Genomic DNA, 17,522 nt, shown 5'->3' on the forward strand with positions numbered 1-17,522 from the left:
TTGCTGCAAATGAGCTTAGTTTCGGTATGCATATGGCTGCTTATGCCGAGCGTAAAGAGCAAATTGATTATTTAATACATGCCCTTCAAGAGGAAATTGACCATAAGGCTAATCGGCTTTTGGGTGAAATTAAAGAACTCAAAGGAGAGCTAAAGTCAAAGCAAAAATCAGATGAGGGTTAAGATGTTATCACGCATTACTGTTAGGTCTGTGGTTGTAATTATTTTGGTAATTGGTGCGCTGGTGCTAGCGATCGCGGATCATGACTTCCGCCCCACCTTTCGGGACTTGGCGCTCAGTTGGCGTCGGCGGATATCTAGGTCAGCTGCTACCTGAAGCAAAACGCTCACTTGATTCATAAGCTCAAATTATAGCTTTGGCAGCCGTAAATGAGCGATCGCCTTATCATTCATGTGGGGATTCAGACAAGTTGGTGAGGGGAGTTGCTTTCAAGTATGGCAGAAACAGCAGCGAATATGAGATAGCGGGTGGTGTTCGTGAGAGCGATCGCATCCGTAAAAGCAGGTTGACTCGTTTGAAAAGTAGTATACAAGAAACGTCCTATTAAAAGAGCGCTCAAACCGCTTAGTCAAAATAGTTCATGTAGGGTGCGTTACTACGTTAACGCACCCTACGCAAGACTACTTCAGTCCTCATATCATATCAAGAAAAGGACTGAAGTCCTTACTACATATGACACAATAGACATTGCTGCATTATTATCAATATGGCTGCTTGTGCAATTGTCGTTCTCGGTGAAAATAGTTTACCTATAGCAAAGCAAATAAAAAGCGCTTTGCTCAATGCTACTATTTACGGTTTAGCGGAACGTACATCAAATGTCGATGTCAGTTTCACTAACTTTGGGGAAACACTGCGAGAATTATTTGCAAAGGGAACTCCGATTATCGGTATCTGTGCAGCAGGAATTCTCATCCGCACTCTTGCACCAATTATATCAGATAAGCGTCAAGAACCACCTGTGTTAGCTGTAGCGGAAGATGGTAGCGCTGTCGTCCCGTTATTGGGAGGACTTCAGGGTGTAAATGATTTAGCCAGACAAATTGCCGCAGTGCTTGAAGTAAAAGCGGCAATTACGACAACCGGAGATATCCGCTTTCACACAGCACTTTTATCTCCTCCACCAGGATATCATTTAGCGAATCCAGATGATGCCAAAAAGTTTATTTCTGATTTACTTGCAGGTGCAACAGTTAAACTAGAAGGAACTGCATCTTGGTTGATTAATAGTAAATTACCTTTTGACCCTAACGGAAAGCTAACTATTCAGGTTACAGAATATCAAGTGCCGCTAACACCAGATTGTTTGGTTTATCATCCAGCAACTCTGGCAATTGGAGTCAGCAATGCTTCACAAGTCAACTCAGAAGAAGCGGTATCCTGCATTCTGCAAATGCTAGCCGATGCTAAACTTTCAATTTTCTCAGTCGCGGGTGTCTTTGCGTTAGACGAAGAAGCCGCATCAGTAATTGAGGAAATTGCTGATGCTTTAAATGTACCAGTTCGTTGGTTCAATTGTCATGAGAAAAACGCAGTTGCGATCGCTTTAACTGCAACAGGTGCTAATGGTAAATTACTTCTACAACAACAATCTGATATAAATCTTGCTGTTGCTGTTTCTCAGGAAGTAATCGATATTAACACAATTGGTAAAGCAAGGGGACAATTATTTATCGTTGGTACTGGTCCTGGTGCGGCAAATTGGATGTCTCCAGAAGTCAAGCAAATTCTCAGCGAAGCCACAGACCTGGTGGGTTATAGCTTTTACCTTGATTTAGCTGGTTCGTTGCGAGAAGGACAGCGACGACATGAGTTTGATAATCGTGAGGAACTCGCACGCGCAGAGATGGCTTTGGATTTAGCCGCATCAGGACGAATAGTTGCGGTGGTTTCTTCTGGCGACCCTGGTATATATGCAATGGCAGCAGCGGTGTTTGAGGTGCTTGATTGCAATCAACCCAAATGGCAAAGTATCAAAATTCATGTCTGCCCAGGTATCTCTGCTATACAAGCTGCCGCAGCGAGAATTGGAGCGCCTATCGGACATGATTTCTGCGTGATTTCTTTGTCGGATATTCTCAAACCTTGGTCTATTATCGAACGTCGGATTATTGCCGCTGCTGAAGCTGATTTGGCGATCGCCTTCTACAACCCCGCATCCAAACAACGCACCTCACAACTTGCATCTGCGCGTGATATCTTGTTGCGGTATCGTTCGCCACAAACTGTAGTCGTACTTGCCCGGAATGTTGGGCGCGTGGGGGAATCAGTTGTAGTGCGGACATTAGCTGATTTATCGCCCCAGGAGGTAGATATGCGAACTTTGGTGTTAGTTGGTTCCAGCAAGACGCGGACTGTGCCGCATCCTGGGGGTGTTTGGGTTTATACACCACGCAAGTATTAAAGAGGTGGGGTAGAGAAAATATGAAGAAAAATATCTCTTGCAAAAATCTGAATAAGATTAAAATAAACTACAGTAGGACTTACGCTTTTAGGACTAAAAAACGAACCGCCAAGTACGCCAAGTACGCCAAGGAATAAGAGTTTAAGAGAGTTTTTGCGTAAGTCCTAAGATAAACACAGATTACCTCAGTCAGGAGTACTACAATATTAAAAATTATTAATAAATTGATGATTAGAAAATAAATTATGCAATATTTAGGTATATTGAATACAACATTGAGTTTAGAACTTTTTCATCTTCAAACGAATACGTCTTTGGAGTTACCAGCGATTTCTGTAATTCGTATTGGTAAGCCAAATGAGCAAGTTTCAGTCGATATTGATGTTTCTCTATTACCAAATGCTGATGTTGTTTCTCGGCTTCATGCAGAGATTCATATAGAAGGAAATAGTTATTATATTGAAGATTTAGGAAGTACTAACGGTACATATATTAACAATACAAAGTTAATATCTAAAACTCGTTATCAGCTTAACTTAGGAGATAAAATAGACCTTGGTCAGGAAAGTAAAGTAACGTTTATTTTTCAACAGAAAGAACACAAAGCAAATATTTTTTCTCCTGCCAATCCTACAGCAATTCAGCGAGAAGCTGAAAACGGTAAATCAACTCAAGTAGACCGTCCAAGCAAGTTTGTCGGCTTGGCATTAATGGTTGCAGGAATTATAATTTTTGCAGCAAATACTCAAGTGGGTCTTTTTGTGCGTATTCCTGGTGTATTGCTATGTATCGCCGGCGTTGTAGTTTTAATGCAGCAGCGAATAAAACGTAATTACGGATGGATTTTGATAGCGCTAGGAATAGCAGTCATCGTTTTTACTGGCAATGTCTTCGCATCAGTTAATTTTCTTGCTATTCTGATTGCATCGGCTTTATTATTTGCTGGATATAAACTTTTTAGTAGTGGTAAAGTGTTTAATTATAGTTTGCGATCGCTTGACGGATTATTAAATAATAAAAAATAAATTAGGGTGGAATTAGCTACCCACCCTGTTATTTTATCGGTGATAATATCAAGTAACAATTTATCAAAAAATCGCTTACACCCAGGTTATGATTGTTACTTGATTTCCAATATGATAAATTCTTATGCGGTGCGACGGCTAAACCAGTTCCACAGAAATACGGCAATGATTGCACCCAGTACAGCTACAGCAACTCCAGGAATGCTCAAACTTGTAGCTGTCAATTGTAAACTTCCCGTAGTCAGAAAACTTCCCAATGTACCACCAACGAAAGCGCCGATAATACCTAATAAGATTGTACCGAGAATACCACCACCTTGATGACCGGGATAAATAGCTTTAGCGATCGCGCCAGCCAACAAACCTAAAACAATCCATGCAACTATATTCATTGTTTTATTCCTTTGAATTCAATGTTTCCTTTCTTTTGATGAATACAGAATATCAATGTCCTGATTAAAAACCAATCTGTCAGGCGAAAGAAATGTCAAATTTCCACTATTCCTTCTGGTTAACTGCTTTGGAGTAGATATATCTATCTTTTGGTTTGTCTTTATCTAATTACTTCATCAATTAAATGAGTAAAAAAACTTATTTTTGTAGTAACGGCTTCAGCCGTTAAATAACCATGAGCGGTAAACCGCTCACTACGAAAGTACATTTTACTTATCAACACCGCTGTAGTTGAGTTAACAAGACGACAATTTCATCAACTCCTTCGCGCAAAGCTTTCGCTTTCTGTTCGCTTTGATTAACAATAATGCTGAAAACCAAAGGCTGATATATGTTAGTATTTACATATCCAGATAAAGAAACAACACCTGTCACCGTGCCTGTTTTTGCTTGTACAATACCATACGCTGGCGTGTTGAGAAAGCGATTTTTCAGAGTGCCGCTTTTGCCGGCAACAGGTAAAGATGCGCGATAAACTGATGAGGAAGGTGTTTTTGCCATTGCTTGCAAAACTTGCACTAAAGCTTCTGGACTAATTAAATCATGACGCGATAACCCGGAACCATCTACTAGAGCGTAACCAGTGGGATTGACTCCCAATTGAGTTAAAGTTGTTTTGAGAACTTCTAAACCAGCATTAACAGTAGTTTGGTCTGGTTTTTTGGGTTGTAAAGCGATCGCCCTCAACAATGCCTCAGCATACAAGTTGTTACTATTTTGATTTGTCTCCATCAGCAAGTCTGATAAAGGAGGTGACTCAACAAAAGCTAATTCCTGTTGATTAACACCCCCAGATACTACCCCTGTCTCTCGCAAGCGGATTTTTTCCCCAGCTAAAGCTGTGCGAAAGCGTCGCAAAAAGTAATTATTAGGATCGACCACAGGCACTTTAACTAAAAACGGATCGGCTTTCGCTGCTAGTTGCCCTTGAATTCGCAACACGTTTCCAGATAATTCGCGGGTAACATTGATAAAAGCTGGTTGTTTTTCCTCAACTGTCACCGACTGATTAATAATCTGCCAGAATCTCGCTTCGTTAAAATCAGTCCAAGCAACTTGTAAAGGTTTACCCACAGCTTGCGGTACCAAGTTGATACTAAACACATTTTCATTGAGAATCAAGCTGTTAACAGGTGCGCCATAGTCAGAGTAAACATCTTCCCATTCCCAGCTAGGGGAGACAATATCCCCTTGAAAATAGCCCTGATCGGCAATCAACTTTGTAATTTGGGTAATTCCCTTTGCTTTTAACTGTTTTGCCAATGCTACAAGCTGAGTATCGCTAAAGCTAGGATCTCCCCTACCCACGACACGCACAACATTATTACCATCTTGATAAACAGAAGTGCGAATGCGGTAATTTGCCCCCAATTGCTGTAAAGCGGCAGCCGTTGTCAGCAGTTTGGCATTAGAAGCTGGAGTAAAATATTTCTGGGCATCCCGACTGTAAAGATTTTGCCCTTTATATAAAGGTTGCACCAAAATACCCCAACGCACCCGACTGTATTGCGGACGGTTTATCACTTCATCCACCGCTGCTGCTAGTTGGGCAGGGCAAATATTTTTGGTTTTGGTTGCCGGCGCGACTTTTATTTGTGCTTGAGCAACTCTAGAATTAAATGCTATCTGGGTAGTCAAAAATAGCAGCAAACAACCCAGTGGTTTATTGAATGCCTTAAGTTTCACTGTCACTCCTCATCCCAATGATAGATTTTAGCACCCTGATATCAAACTTATTTCCTCAGAGAGAAGCTGATAAGTACATCTAATTGATTAGTATATGAAGGATGCTGACATGTTTAATACACAGCGGTCAATTGAAAATAATTCATAAGATGATAAAATCGCTTTTGTTAACCAACCTGCATACACAAAAATACGGAATAGAGGTAAAAGTGTGAATACATTCTTGTCTGGTGTGGCTGTATTACTCTCTACTTTGGCTTTAATGTGTAGTGGCTATGCAGCTTATCAAGTTTTCACACTACAGCAGACACTGAATAGTACCAAAACAGGGACTAACATCGCTCCGATTCCCATACCATCAACTGCCCCAACGGAAACTCCGACAGCAACCACTGCACCAGCACCGGTGACAACACCAGCAACCACCACAGCCTCAACATTTACCCCCGGTCAATTTGTGCAACCTGCTTTTGGTAATAAAGCAAAAGTAGAGTTACTTTCTGTAAAGCGAATTAAAGACCCAGAAAGCGGAAACCGTGATGTAGTGAATGTGCAGATGCGGGTGCGTCGTGTCATAGACAGAGTTGGTGGTGGTGATATTATATCAATTGGGAGTACAACAGCTCGTAATCCTGACACTAGCGAAACATACAAGGCAGTTGCTTACGATCGCTCAACCGGAAGCGTTTCTTTGTTTGAGCTGCGTACAAATTCATCAGCTGATGCCTATGTCTGGTTAAGGGTTCCCGAAGGTGTGAATAATTTGGATATCTTTGTACCAGATACAGCAGCGTTTCAAAATGTACCAATTTCTAATTAGACGATAAATTCGTAGTGAGGACTTTAGTCCTCATCTTATTAATATAAGGACTGAAGTCCTCACTACGAAGTTAATCGCCACCTAATTCTACAAGCTTACCGATGTTGAAATCTATTTTGCTCCAACCTTTTAACTTTTGTAAATTCTGAAGTATCAATAAAGGAATTTGCCAGTGATGTACTGTTAAAAATGGCAGCGGATCGCTAACACTATAAATCGCGTCCTTACCTCGGAAAATGTTCTTGAACCACACTTGCAATTGCTGTAACGACTTAACATTAGTCAGCCTCCACAGTTCGTGATACAACCAATAGGTAGGCTTACTTTCAGGTAAAGGCTGCACGGGTGCGCTGAAAGTATCTTTACTCAAATATGCTTCTGCTACCCCAGGATGGTCATGAAACATCGTAATTGCTGAGTGCGTGCGGGGGTTACACTCAATTGCATAAACTGTGCCGTCTTCTTGTTCGATGAAGTCAAAAGAAATTTGTCCGGTCAAATTTAATTCTTTGACAAAATGACTAACCCATGCTGTCATTTCTGGTTTATCAACGTGTTCGTAGTTAACTTGGAATGCGGACGAACTAGAACATCCGTGCAGTTTCAATTCTCCGTCTCGAACCGTGCTATGGGTGCAATACTCCTGTCCGGTAATAAATTCCTGCATCATCCAAGGATGATCTTCACTGATTGGCAAGTTTTTTACGTAGTTAGCCATGTCTGCACAAGGCAGCTTGACCATATCTAAGCGGTAAAATGAGCTATACGGAATACTCTTAAGAATATATTTACGGTTGCTTTCCGCAAAGTTGAATTTTAAGATTTGTTCTGGATCTGTAATTAAATATGATTTTGGTGCTGTTAAACCAAGACTTAGCGCTTTTTCACTAAAGGTGAATTTGTCATCTAACATCTTGGTGACATCTGCATCAAAAGTAAAGGCTTCGCAGTAAGTCGATAATACAGGTTTTGCTAAAGAGTCATAAAAACTAGCAACTGGACTGGATACGGGGATAAATATGTCAATATTTTCTTTTTTAACAATATCGAGCAAAGCTTGCATATAACCGTCTGCATCTTGCTGCGGTTCGGGTACGGTGTAGAAGTTTTCGATAGAGTTGGAAAAGCGATGACCGGATAACCAGTATTTCTTGGTTTCAACTAAAAAAACTTTATGTCCGGCAGCGTGAAATAAACGAGCTAATTGCAGAGCTTTCGTCATCTTACCACCTGTGAGTAAGATGTTTTTCGGGTTTTCTGCTGATACTTGCTTGTGTCTCGGCTCTTTTAATAAACTCCATATTAATGATGCGAGTACCAAGCTTAAATTCACCGGAAATGCGATCGCTAGCAATAAAAGCGTACCCAGATTTTGGAACAATGCGAAAATCCGCGCCATAGGGAGGAGGGGGGAGTGGGGGAGTGGGGGAGGGGGAGAGGGGGGGAGGGGGGGACAAGGGGACAAGGGGACAAGGGGGACAAGGGAGATAAGGGGGATGGGGGAGATGGGGGAGATGGGGGAGTACCAATTACCCATTACCCATTACCAATTACCCATTACCCATTACCCATTACCCATTACCCATTACCCATTACCTATTCCCTAGTCCCTAGTCCCCAGTCCCCAGTCCCCAGTCCCTACAATCGTCTGATGATGGTTAAACCGTCTCGCAAGGGTAGCATTACCTGTTCAACGCGGTTGTCGTTTTTGACAACTGAGTTGAAGTTGGCGATCGCTTCTCCATTTGCTGTACGCTGTTGAGGTGGAAGATAAGGCTGTCCTTGCAATAAGGTATTGTCTACGCAGATGAAGCCGTTGGGAGCAAGCAAGTTTAAGTCTAGCAGCATCTGGAAGTACTGTACGTACTCTTTTTTATCGGCATCAATGAATACTAAGTCGAATGACTCTTTCATCTCTGCCAGTTTACCAAGAGTTTCCAGCGCTCCACCCACTTGAACTTCAATTTTCTGTCCGTGGTCCGATTCCTTGAATAAGGACTTGGCAAAATCCGCTACATATGCATCTACCTCGCAAGCCACCAAACGTCCATCACTTGGCATTGCTTCTGCCATCGCTAGGGCTGAATAGCCGGTAAACATGCCGATATCTAACACAGTTTTTGCTTGTGTCATGTGGACAAACATTTTTAACGTTTGTCCTTCGACGTGTCCGGAAAGCATTTCCTGCTCTAATTCTCGCACTGTTGAGCCATCGCTAAATCGCTGTTTCCAGGCTTCTTGCTGGGTCGATAAGGCGATCGCCGCTAATGCTGGGGATTCCGAGGTGGTACACTCATCTAGATAAGGATCTAATAGAGCGGCTAGACGCAAGCATTGCTGTAAATGCTCTTTTAAACTTGGATTGTCTTGCGCTTGGGTAACGGCAGTTTCTAGATGTTCTACCAAGATACCCAGCGGTGTGACGGGACGGGCTTTTTCCACGTTGACAACATTAGGCATTAGTTGCCACTCCCTACCAATGTCTGATCGCTCATTACGTAGCTGTTGATTTCTTGATCAACGCTGTTGATATCTGACTCAACGCTGTTGACGTAAGCATCTATACCAGCACCACCACGGGGGTATGTGGCGCAAATTTGTTTGTGGTCGTTTAATGCAGCGTCTAATTCTTCACGAGTCAAATCGTTGACGAAGAAGCATTCACCAATTGGTTTGGGCATCGCTGCACGCTGTAAACCATCCCGTGTCAAGGTTATCGATTTGGTAGCGTACCACAATAAATCGCCATCGAGCAAATCGTCGTCAAGAGCAAGACCGACACGACTCATCAATCCGAGGATGCGATCGCGATCGTTGGCGGTAATATAACCTCGTTTTTCGGCTATTGTTGCACTTAATGCCATGTCAATATTCACAGCATGACCGTGTAACAGCGGTATTTCTGGAGTTAGTTCTAGTGTAGGACTCCAAGTGTGTCCGTAGGCGATGACGCGATCGAGCATTAATTCGTGGAGGTTCGGTGTTTCCAACTCCAACATTTTCTTAATTGATTCGTAATTCACGCGCTGCGCTACTTCTTGCAATTCGGGAGTGCCATCAACGTACCCAAAGCGTGTATTCAGCAAATCTTCGCCGTATTCATACAACAACTCGAATACTTCTGCGTGGGAAACAACGGCAATTTTCACCAATTCTGCCATTCCGTTACGGACTTGATCTATAGGAAGTGTCCGCAAAAAGGAAAAGTCGAGAAAAACTTTTTTCGGTGGGTGATAAGCACCTAAACGATTTTTGTCTTTACCGTGGTTTACGGCTACTTTGATCGCTACACCCGCATCAATTAAAGCAATCAAAGTTGTCGGAACGCGGATGTAATTGGTGCTGCGGCGATAAGCCGCGCAAGTGAAGCCAACGACATCTAAAACTAATCCACCACCTACAACCAAAACTGGCTCTTTCCGCAGCAAATTATATGCCGAGAAAGCATCAGCTATCGACGAAAATGTGCTAAGAGTTTTGTCGTTTTCCTCAATTTTTACGGGAAAAATGGTGAGATCGATGTTGTAATACTTGAAGTATTCTTGCATTTGCGAACCATAAAGCCGATTCACATTATGGTCAACCACTGCAAGACAACGCTTAAAACCTGCATAAGTATCTGCTAGGTCTTTGTTTTTTATCTCAAATAGTCCATTCACGAAGGCAAGACTAAAATCAATTTTCTCGTAGCCTTCCACGTGAAATTCAGTTTCAGTTGCCGTTAACTTTGGTTCGACGATACTCATTTTTTATGCCTTTAATCAACAGTTTTCACAGAATTCAGCAATTTATCTGGTATTTACTTAGGTTTTGCCCAAACCTGAGCCAGCGCGTTGCTTGAAACCTAAAACTGATAAACACTTGAAATCGTCTGGCTTTTCCAACTGAACATGAGGAATACAGCCCAAAAGCACCTTTAATTTGAGCCATTTAATACCACAACAAGAAACTATCGGGTTTGTTAAATAATTTTCTGTTTACAGGCATAACTAACTAACTAGATAAGGCTGTGCAGTCAAAAATTTACTTGATTTTTTACTCATCTAATGCCTTATGCTTTAGTTTACACAGATTAGTCTGCAAGTTTTTTAAATGATTGCTGTAAACAGATGCGTAGGGCAAGAGCCACTGCCGCGCGATCGCTTGCCAAACAGCGATATGCTTACATTACAATACACTTTTTTAAATCACATCATTCTTAAGATATATCATGATTTGGAATTAAATTCTTATTTGCAAATAAAAATGTCACTAAAATGAGATTGTTATTTTTCCATAATTTGATAAAATCTTTTTAAGAAGTTTTCCTATTTCTGCAATAAATCTTTCGTGAGAAATGAGAAGCCCGATTTCTCCAAAAAATCGGGCTAAAGAGCGATGCACAATTTTCAGTACTAAAATCCTGGATTTAAGCTAAAAAACGCTTACTACAGGTACTTTCGTTACCGATTATCGTTTTTTACCTGATAATGATATAGTCTTCTTGAGGCAAACTGTTTATATCCAGCACGTTGAAAGGCGCGGATCATCGGTGCATTATTGATATCAGCATCAGCACGAATGCGTGCAGCACCATTAGATTTGAGGGTGAGGGTTCCTTGGTTGAGCAAATCGTTAACGTACCCTTTTCCCCGATGTTCTGGTAGTACACCGATATACCCGACGGTTGCTCCACCATCATTCTCTGTTGGCATAATCAAACCAATGAGAGTTTCCTCAAAGTTGTAAGCTAGTTGCCACCACGTCGGCTGATACTTGAAAGCCTTTAACATGTTAAACTGTTTAAGTGCATCTTGTTTACCTAGTTTGGCTTGGTTTTGTAAGATTGAACGATCTAAACTCTGCGACGATACCCGGGCGATCGCCTCAATAAAAGCATCATCACCAACTTGATCGAGAGAACGAAACATCAGCCGATTTGATGATGCGATCTCAGTCTGAATGTCTTTCCACTCAAAACGGATAGTTTCCCTTGAGATTGAAAATCCAAAATGTTCAAACACTTCAATTCGTTTGTGTAATGATGTAAAATCAGACGATGGACTATCGAGTTCATACTCTATGCTGTCGCCGCTTTGAAAGTGCAACTGTGCCAAGCTGTGTTTTAAGAGATTTGTACCAACCTCAATGTAGTTTTCGCTCCAAGGTACTTCCAAAATATCAACAATAACAGGCTTGAAGAGCGATGGTAACGACCAATAGACGATACGTCCGATGAACTTTCCTGCTGACTCGGCGACAAAACACCACTCAGGGCGGATGTAGCCTGATGCCCACATGTCTGTTAAATAAGAAAGAAAACGTTTGTTTGCATCAATGCGATCGCTTAGACTCGCAAAAGCTTCCAACTCCTCGCGCTGAATAGGACGAATAACCATGATGAATTTCCTAATTTTGTAGCGATAATTACTTGCTTACTGAAAGTCATCATAGACATCACCCCCTTGAAGCGAAAAATTCTCAAGTTTATTCTAACGAAATAGGGTGAGCATTGCCCACCCTATTATTTAACTATTAATTGATTGCCGCTCTACAATTTAGTGCCGCAATCAGCGCAGAAGTTGTGATTGAAAGCGTTTTTCGCACCGCAATGGCTGCAATAAATCGGTTCTATTGCAGCTTTCGGGGCAAGTTTTGGCAAACCAACCATTTGCGCGTTGTTTTTGCCTGGGGCTACCATTGGGTAACAGTTTTCGTCTCTGGTGACACGCGCATCAACGATTACCGGTCCGTTGTGTGCTAGCATTTCGGCGATCGCTTCTTTCAACTCTTCACGGTTGCGAATCACCATCCCCTTTATGCCGTAAGCTTTAGCCAAAAACTCAATGTCTGGCATTCCTACTTCCATATTTGAGCATGAGTAACGCTCGCCGTAAAAGGCTTGCTGCCATTGACGCACCATTCCCTGCCAGCCATTATTCAAAATTAATGTCTTGACATTTATGCCATACTGTGCCAGCGTGCCCAATTCTTGCAAGCACATTTGGAAACTAGCATCACCGCTGATACAAATAACTTCTTCATCGGGAAATGCCACTTTAGCACCCATTGCCGCAGGTAAGCCAAAACCCATCGTTCCCAAGCCAGCGCTGGAAATCCAGCGACGCGGACCATTTTTGAGGAATTGTGCTGACCACATTTGATGTTGACCCACATCTGTGCTGTAGTAGGCGTGGGGTGCTTGGCTGGCGATTTCCACAATCACCTCTTGCGGTGACATGCTGTCGGGATAATGCGGCACGACTAAAGGATATTCTTCCCGCCAGCGGTTAACTAAATTCAGCCATTCTTGCGTTTGGTTGGGTGTCCCCGTGACACCTGTTTGCTTGCAGCGACGCAACAAGTCAATTAACACATTCCGGACATCGCCGACAATCGGCACTTCCGGAATGCGGTTTTTACCGACTTCTGCCGGGTCGATGTCGATGTGAATTACTTTAGCGCGGGAGGCAAATTCATCTAACTTGCCGGTCACGCGATCGTCAAATCTCGCACCAACGCAAATTAGCAAATCACAATCAGTCACCGCAAAGTTAGCATAAGCAGTGCCATGCATCCCTAACATTCCCAAAGCTAGGGGATGATGTTCGTCAAAAGCCCCGATACCCATCAACGTGGTAGTGACGGGGATATTGAATAATTCTGCGAGTTGCTTAACTTCTTCGTGGGCACTTGAGGCGATCGCACCACCACCCACATACAATAGCGGACGGCGACTTTCACGAATCAAGTTAATTGCTGCATTTATCTGTCGCGGATTTCCCTTGACTGTGGGACGATATCCGGGTAACTTTACCGAACCCGGTTCCACAGGCACATAATCAAATTCTTCTAACGCCACATCTTTGGGCACATCAATCAAAACTGGTCCCGGACGCCCAGTACTGGCGATGTGAAACGCTTCCGCAACAATTCGCGCCATATCTTTCGGGTCGCGCACTACATAGGAATGCTTGACGATAGGTAAAGTAATTCCGTAAATATCAGTTTCTTGGAATGCATCCGTACCAATTACAGGTCTTGCTACCTGTCCGGTGACAATCACCATCGGGATTGAGTCCATGTAGGCGGTAGCAATACCCGTTACCAAATTAGTTGCTCCCGGACCTGATGTTCCAAAGCACACACCAACCTTACCAGTAGCGCGGGCGTAACCGTCGGCGGCGTGGGATGCACCTTGTTCGTGCCTCACCAATATGTGCTTAATTGCACCTGTGGCTTCCACTTTATACAAGTCATCGTAAATAGGCAGAATCGCACCGCCAGGATAGCCAAAAATATACTCAACGCCGTGACGACGCAAACTGTCCAGCAATGCAAAACCACCACTGGCACGCTTGGGCGTGACTATTGGTGAGGAGACATTCGGCTGAACGTGAATCTCGATTTGTGGGGAACTGATTGGGGAAGGCGATCGCACTCTTAAACCTCAGACTATAACTAAGTTGATGTTTAAATTCTGTAGTTAAGAATTCATTTTAATAGAAAAGCTTCATAAATTTGTCAACAAACGATAATTTGGTAATTGGGAATTGGGAATGGGGAATGGGGAATGGGGAATGGGGAATGGGAATCGGATAAATTCTTCCTTGTCTCCTTGTCTCCAAGGAGTCCCCTTGTCCCCCCACTCCCCACTCCCCACTCCCCACTCCCCACTCTCCCCTTGTCCCCATCAAATTACATCTTTCAAGACGCGGCGGGTATTTTGCCAAGCCCAAACACCGACAGCAGCAACAACAAAACTCATTACTACCAGCACAGTTCGCAAGCCGAAAGCATCAGTAATCGGACCTGTAATCGCTAAGGGTAGAGAAAGGGCAATATTCACAGCATGATTTTGAAAGCCAAATACTTTACCAAGCATTGTTGGCGGAGTTTGCTGTTGAATTAAAGTTTGCATCGGCACGCCAATTAAAGAAGCACCAATACCAAGCATTGCACACAGTCCTAAAGCCAGCGCTAAATGGTTGATAAAAGTAAACAAGCCCAAAACCAGCGCCATCATCAAAAAGCCGATTAAAGGTAAAGGCTTGCCATGTAATTTCTCGCCCCAGTTACCCAAACTCGCTGCACCCAAAACCATACCAACCCCAGCAGCTGCTAAGAAAAAACCAAATTGTTTCTCTTTCAAACCAAATTCCGCCGCTAATCTAATGCTTAATACCATTAAAGCTGCAAAGACGCAATACAAAGTCACAAGTTGCAACATGGCATTCAACACTAAACGGTTTTTCTTCAGGTAGCGCAACCCCTGTTTGAAGTCAGCCCAAGGGTGAATTACCGCCTCAGCGTCGTCTGTTGCTTTTTTTTCTTTAAAATTAATCGGCTGCATGATTATAGCCGATAACACGTACAATGCACCGACTACAAGCTCTTGACCATATTTTTCTCCCAATAAGTCTTTTGCCCAACTCAACATCGGCTCTCCGACTGCAAAGCCGACAATTAAAGCGCCCATCATTGTACTGCTAAACAGCGCATTAGCTGCCAACAAATTCTCTCGGCGCACGATTATAGGAATGGCAGCTTGTTCAGCCGGGGCAAAAAACTGCGTCACAGTCGAGATGGCAAAAGTGACTATCAACAAAATCAGAAACTCTCGTGGCAAAAACGGCAGACACAGCGTCAATATACCGCGTACCACATCAGAGCCAACCATGATTAGCTTTTTGGGAAAGCGATCGACAAAAATGCCACCAGCAGAACCGAACAAAATTGCTGGTATTGTAAACGCCACCATCAAAGTTGAGTATTTGGAGTTTTGCGCCAACCCAGGAGATGGGTAGTATTCCAGCAGGGCAATCATCAAAACGAAGAAAACCTTATCTGCTAATTGGGACACCAGTTGCCCAATCCACAAAAGCATAAAAGCACGATTTTTTAGCAGGGCGCTAAACCCGTTATTGACAGCCGCAGGTTCAGTTGGGAACATCAGAAATTTGGGATAAGGACTACGGTAGATGGGGGAAGCGTGGTGTGGGGGAGTGGGGGGAGCAGGGGGAGCAGGGGAAGCAGGGGAAGCAGGGGAAGAAATATTTCTTTTTTCTTAGCCTTTCCCCTTTTCCCTTTTCCCTTTTCCCGTCTTCAAATTTCCCATTCCCTATTTCTCACTCCTATTTGCCTACTCTTTTTTCCGGACTATTTTTATTGATAACGATTTAAAAGCATCTGTAAAAATTCTGCCGCAGTCAGGCGACTTTTAGGTGGGGAAACTTCATCATATGAGTCTACCCATCTACCTTGGGTAGTTTGGGGCGATCGCCACATTGATAAATGCTCAACTGGTGGATCTGCGTAAAAGTTATCTTGCCCACTTCCTAATATTTTAGAACTCCAGTGGGTGTCATAATCATGACTCATTCTGTGAATCGGGAAACTGCCCCACAGAGGTACTCCCCATCCATCTATAGCAATAAATGCTTTGATATCACCACCTAGCATTTGCCAGGAATACGCTGCGGCTATTGCCCCAACTACACCTGCACTAAAGCTGATGAATATAACTGGCGATTTAGGGCGATCGCCCAGGCGATTATTTAAAACCTGTAATACATGAAATCCTGATAACGCCGAAAAACCATCATTGGGCACTTTCAGTATATTCACTGCCTTTTCTTCTTTACTTTGAGAAAATATTTCTAGCCCCCCCGAAATAAACTTTTCCGTTAAGGCTGGCTCATGAATTCCAGGGCAAATAATTATGCTCATCTTTTCAACTAGCATTTTTTACACATAACCCTTATTGCCTAGTGCCTCTTACTGTCGTAAATATAACATTTTTACTTAACTATCTAAAAACGTTAGGTTTTCAGTCAAGGCAAATGTATTAAACCGCACTTATAGATTTAATATTTTGAATTTTTAAGTTTGCGTAGATGCTATCCCCCTGGATAGGATACTAAAATACGAGTAAGGGAAAAACAAAATCCCATATAAATGGTTACATTGAGGAATTGAATCGTGGTTGCTACGCCGGAAAAACTGGATCATAAACACGAGCATCTATCAAGTCAAGAGCGAGTAGCTGTATTGCTTATGGGCTACGGCGAAGTCGAAAGTTATGAAGACTTCGCTAACTATAACGAACAAGCTTTAAATCTACTGACAGCAAAATTTGCACCAGTACCAACGTGGATTTATCCACCTCTGGCACGTCTTTTAGCGTTATTCGATCGCCATGAATGGGGACACACGCATCATGATTTTATTTCCCCACATAACGCCATATTTGAAAAGCAACGCGCTGGAATTGAGAAAAATTTACAAGAAAAATGGGGCGATCGCGTTCAAGTTTTCAAAGCCTTCAACTTCTGCGCTCCTTTTCTCCCCCACCAAGTTTTAACCGAAATTCAAAACCAAGGTTTCGACAAACTTCTAATTTACCCGTTACTGGTAGTTGATTCTATCTTTACCAGCGGCATAGCGATCGAGCAAGTTAACAATGCTCTTTCCCAAATAGCTGAAGGTGAAGAACACTGGGTTAAAGCACAGCGCTACATTCCTTCTTTCTATAACGAACCAGCTTACATCGATTTGATGGCTCATCTGGTTGAAGAAAAAATTAACGCTGACTTAGCTAACGCTTACCTACCTTCTCAAATCGGTATTGTCTTGATGAATCACGGTTGTCCCCACAAAGCGAAAGGCTTTACCTCCGGGATTACCGAAAGTCAGATACTTTACGACTTAGTACGCGATAAGTTAATTAACCGCTATCCTCTCATCTCGGTAGGTTGGCTCAACCATGACACACCTTTAATTGAATGGACGCAGCCAAATGCCGAACAAGCTGCAAAAAACCTCATCCAATTGGGTGCGAAAGTGATTATCTTTATGCCGATAGGCTTTGCTACAGAAAATCACGAAACCCTCTTGGATGTTCACCACATTATTCATGCCCTAGAGAAAAAACATTCAGATGTAGGCTACGTACAAATGGCTTGCGTCAACGACGATCCCGAATTTTTAGCAGTGGTAGCTCAATGGGCAAATCCTCACATCGCTGAACTCTTATCAGAGGACGCAACAGCAGTTAATCCCCAACTAGCCAGCGGACATCATCATCATCATTAAAGGGAGTGGGGAGTGGGGAGTGGGGAGTGGTGAAATATAA

Annotated in this window: 18 protein-coding genes; 8 read left to right on the forward strand and 10 right to left on the reverse strand. The window is 42.8% G+C overall.

All coding sequences use genetic code 11. The annotated features are described in order from the left end of the window. The 5 genes from PI95_RS12020 to PI95_RS12040 form a co-directional block, all read left to right on the forward strand. A partial coding sequence (locus PI95_RS12020) for a hypothetical protein (RefSeq protein WP_163518827.1) occupies positions 1–182 on the forward strand: 182 nt, incomplete at its 5' end. A gap of 1 nt (position 183) precedes the next feature. Next, the gene (locus PI95_RS12025) at positions 184–336 is read left to right on the forward strand and encodes a hypothetical protein (RefSeq protein WP_163518828.1); all 153 of its coding nucleotides are present in this window, start codon (positions 184–186) and stop codon (positions 334–336) included. 40 nt (positions 337–376) lie between these two features. Beyond that, a complete protein-coding gene (locus PI95_RS12030) occupies positions 377–568 on the forward strand; it encodes a hypothetical protein (protein WP_163518826.1) in 192 nt (63 codons plus the stop codon). A 159-nt stretch (positions 569–727) separates the two neighbouring features. Beyond that, a complete protein-coding gene (cobJ, locus tag PI95_RS12035; protein ID WP_039747807.1) occupies positions 728–2,425 on the forward strand; it encodes a precorrin-3B C(17)-methyltransferase in 1,698 nt (565 codons plus the stop codon). Between the two features lie 245 nt (positions 2,426–2,670). Continuing rightward, positions 2,671–3,450 carry an FHA domain-containing protein gene (locus tag PI95_RS12040; RefSeq protein WP_039747808.1) on the forward strand — a complete coding sequence of 260 codons (780 nt, stop codon included), beginning with the start codon at positions 2,671–2,673 and terminating at the stop codon, positions 3,448–3,450. 122 nt (positions 3,451–3,572) lie between these two features. On the opposite strand, the gene PI95_RS12045 is transcribed toward PI95_RS12040, so the two are convergent. Both PI95_RS12045 and dacB read right to left on the reverse strand, forming a co-directional pair. Continuing rightward, entirely contained in the window at positions 3,573–3,842 is a 270-nt protein-coding gene (locus tag PI95_RS12045; RefSeq protein ID WP_039747809.1) for a GlsB/YeaQ/YmgE family stress response membrane protein, read from the reverse strand. Between the two features lie 277 nt (positions 3,843–4,119). Further along, positions 4,120–5,589, reverse strand: a complete 1,470-nt coding sequence (dacB, locus tag PI95_RS12050; protein ID WP_336507206.1) for a D-alanyl-D-alanine carboxypeptidase/D-alanyl-D-alanine endopeptidase — start codon at positions 5,587–5,589, stop codon at positions 4,120–4,122. 211 nt (positions 5,590–5,800) lie between these two features. Here dacB and PI95_RS12055 point away from each other — a divergent pair, with 211 nt between their 5' ends. After that, entirely contained in the window at positions 5,801–6,409 is a 609-nt protein-coding gene (locus tag PI95_RS12055) for a hypothetical protein (protein ID WP_039747810.1), read from the forward strand. Positions 6,410–6,479: 70 nt separating this feature from the next. Here PI95_RS12055 and PI95_RS12060 read toward each other — a convergent pair whose 3' ends face one another. Continuing rightward, positions 6,480–7,763 carry an ATP-grasp domain-containing protein gene (locus PI95_RS12060; RefSeq protein WP_236117043.1) on the reverse strand — a complete coding sequence of 428 codons (1,284 nt, stop codon included), beginning with the start codon at positions 7,761–7,763 and terminating at the stop codon, positions 6,480–6,482. Here PI95_RS12060 and PI95_RS35890 point away from each other — a divergent pair. After that, complete coding sequence (locus PI95_RS35890) at positions 7,651–8,016, forward strand: hypothetical protein (RefSeq protein WP_236117044.1); 366 nt, start codon at positions 7,651–7,653, stop codon at positions 8,014–8,016. The two genes, PI95_RS12060 and PI95_RS35890, sit on opposite strands and share 113 nt — an antisense overlap. 31 nt (positions 8,017–8,047) lie before the next feature. Here the strand turns inward: PI95_RS35890 and PI95_RS12065 are convergent, their stop codons facing one another. The 7 genes from PI95_RS12065 to PI95_RS12095 form a co-directional block, all read right to left on the reverse strand. After that, positions 8,048–8,869: an O-methyltransferase gene (locus PI95_RS12065; RefSeq protein WP_039747812.1), complete on the reverse strand. Its 822-nt coding sequence runs from the start codon at positions 8,867–8,869 to the stop codon at positions 8,048–8,050. Further along, complete coding sequence (locus tag PI95_RS12070) at positions 8,869–10,155, reverse strand: sedoheptulose 7-phosphate cyclase (protein WP_163518829.1); 1,287 nt, start codon at positions 10,153–10,155, stop codon at positions 8,869–8,871. The genes PI95_RS12065 and PI95_RS12070 overlap by 1 nt, the downstream gene beginning before the upstream one ends. A gap of 696 nt (positions 10,156–10,851) precedes the next feature. Further along, on the reverse strand, positions 10,852–11,787 hold the full coding sequence (locus PI95_RS12075; protein WP_052325232.1) for a GNAT family N-acetyltransferase: 936 nt from the start codon (positions 11,785–11,787) through the stop codon (positions 10,852–10,854). A 152-nt stretch (positions 11,788–11,939) separates the two neighbouring features. After that, positions 11,940–13,829, reverse strand: coding sequence for a biosynthetic-type acetolactate synthase large subunit (gene ilvB, locus PI95_RS12080; RefSeq protein ID WP_039747813.1), 1,890 nt, complete (start codon positions 13,827–13,829; stop codon positions 11,940–11,942). 72 nt (positions 13,830–13,901) lie between these two features. Further along, on the reverse strand, positions 13,902–14,051 hold the full coding sequence (locus PI95_RS12085; protein ID WP_236117041.1) for a hypothetical protein: 150 nt from the start codon (positions 14,049–14,051) through the stop codon (positions 13,902–13,904). A 30-nt stretch (positions 14,052–14,081) separates the two neighbouring features. Further along, positions 14,082–15,341 (reverse strand): MFS transporter, encoded by a 1,260-nt coding sequence (locus PI95_RS12090; protein WP_039747816.1) that lies wholly within the window; start codon positions 15,339–15,341, stop codon positions 14,082–14,084. A 212-nt stretch (positions 15,342–15,553) separates the two neighbouring features. Then, positions 15,554–16,117, reverse strand: a complete 564-nt coding sequence (locus tag PI95_RS12095; protein WP_039748875.1) for a hypothetical protein — start codon at positions 16,115–16,117, stop codon at positions 15,554–15,556. A gap of 252 nt (positions 16,118–16,369) precedes the next feature. On the opposite strand from PI95_RS12095, the gene PI95_RS12100 reads away from it, so the two are divergent. After that, the gene (locus PI95_RS12100; RefSeq protein ID WP_039747819.1) at positions 16,370–17,482 is read left to right on the forward strand and encodes a ferrochelatase; all 1,113 of its coding nucleotides are present in this window, start codon (positions 16,370–16,372) and stop codon (positions 17,480–17,482) included. Positions 17,483–17,522: the final 40 nt, after the last annotated feature.

This window comes from Hassallia byssoidea VB512170, assembly GCF_000817785.2.
GTDB classification, from domain to species: domain Bacteria; phylum Cyanobacteriota; class Cyanobacteriia; order Cyanobacteriales; family Nostocaceae; genus Hassallia; species Hassallia carrinoi.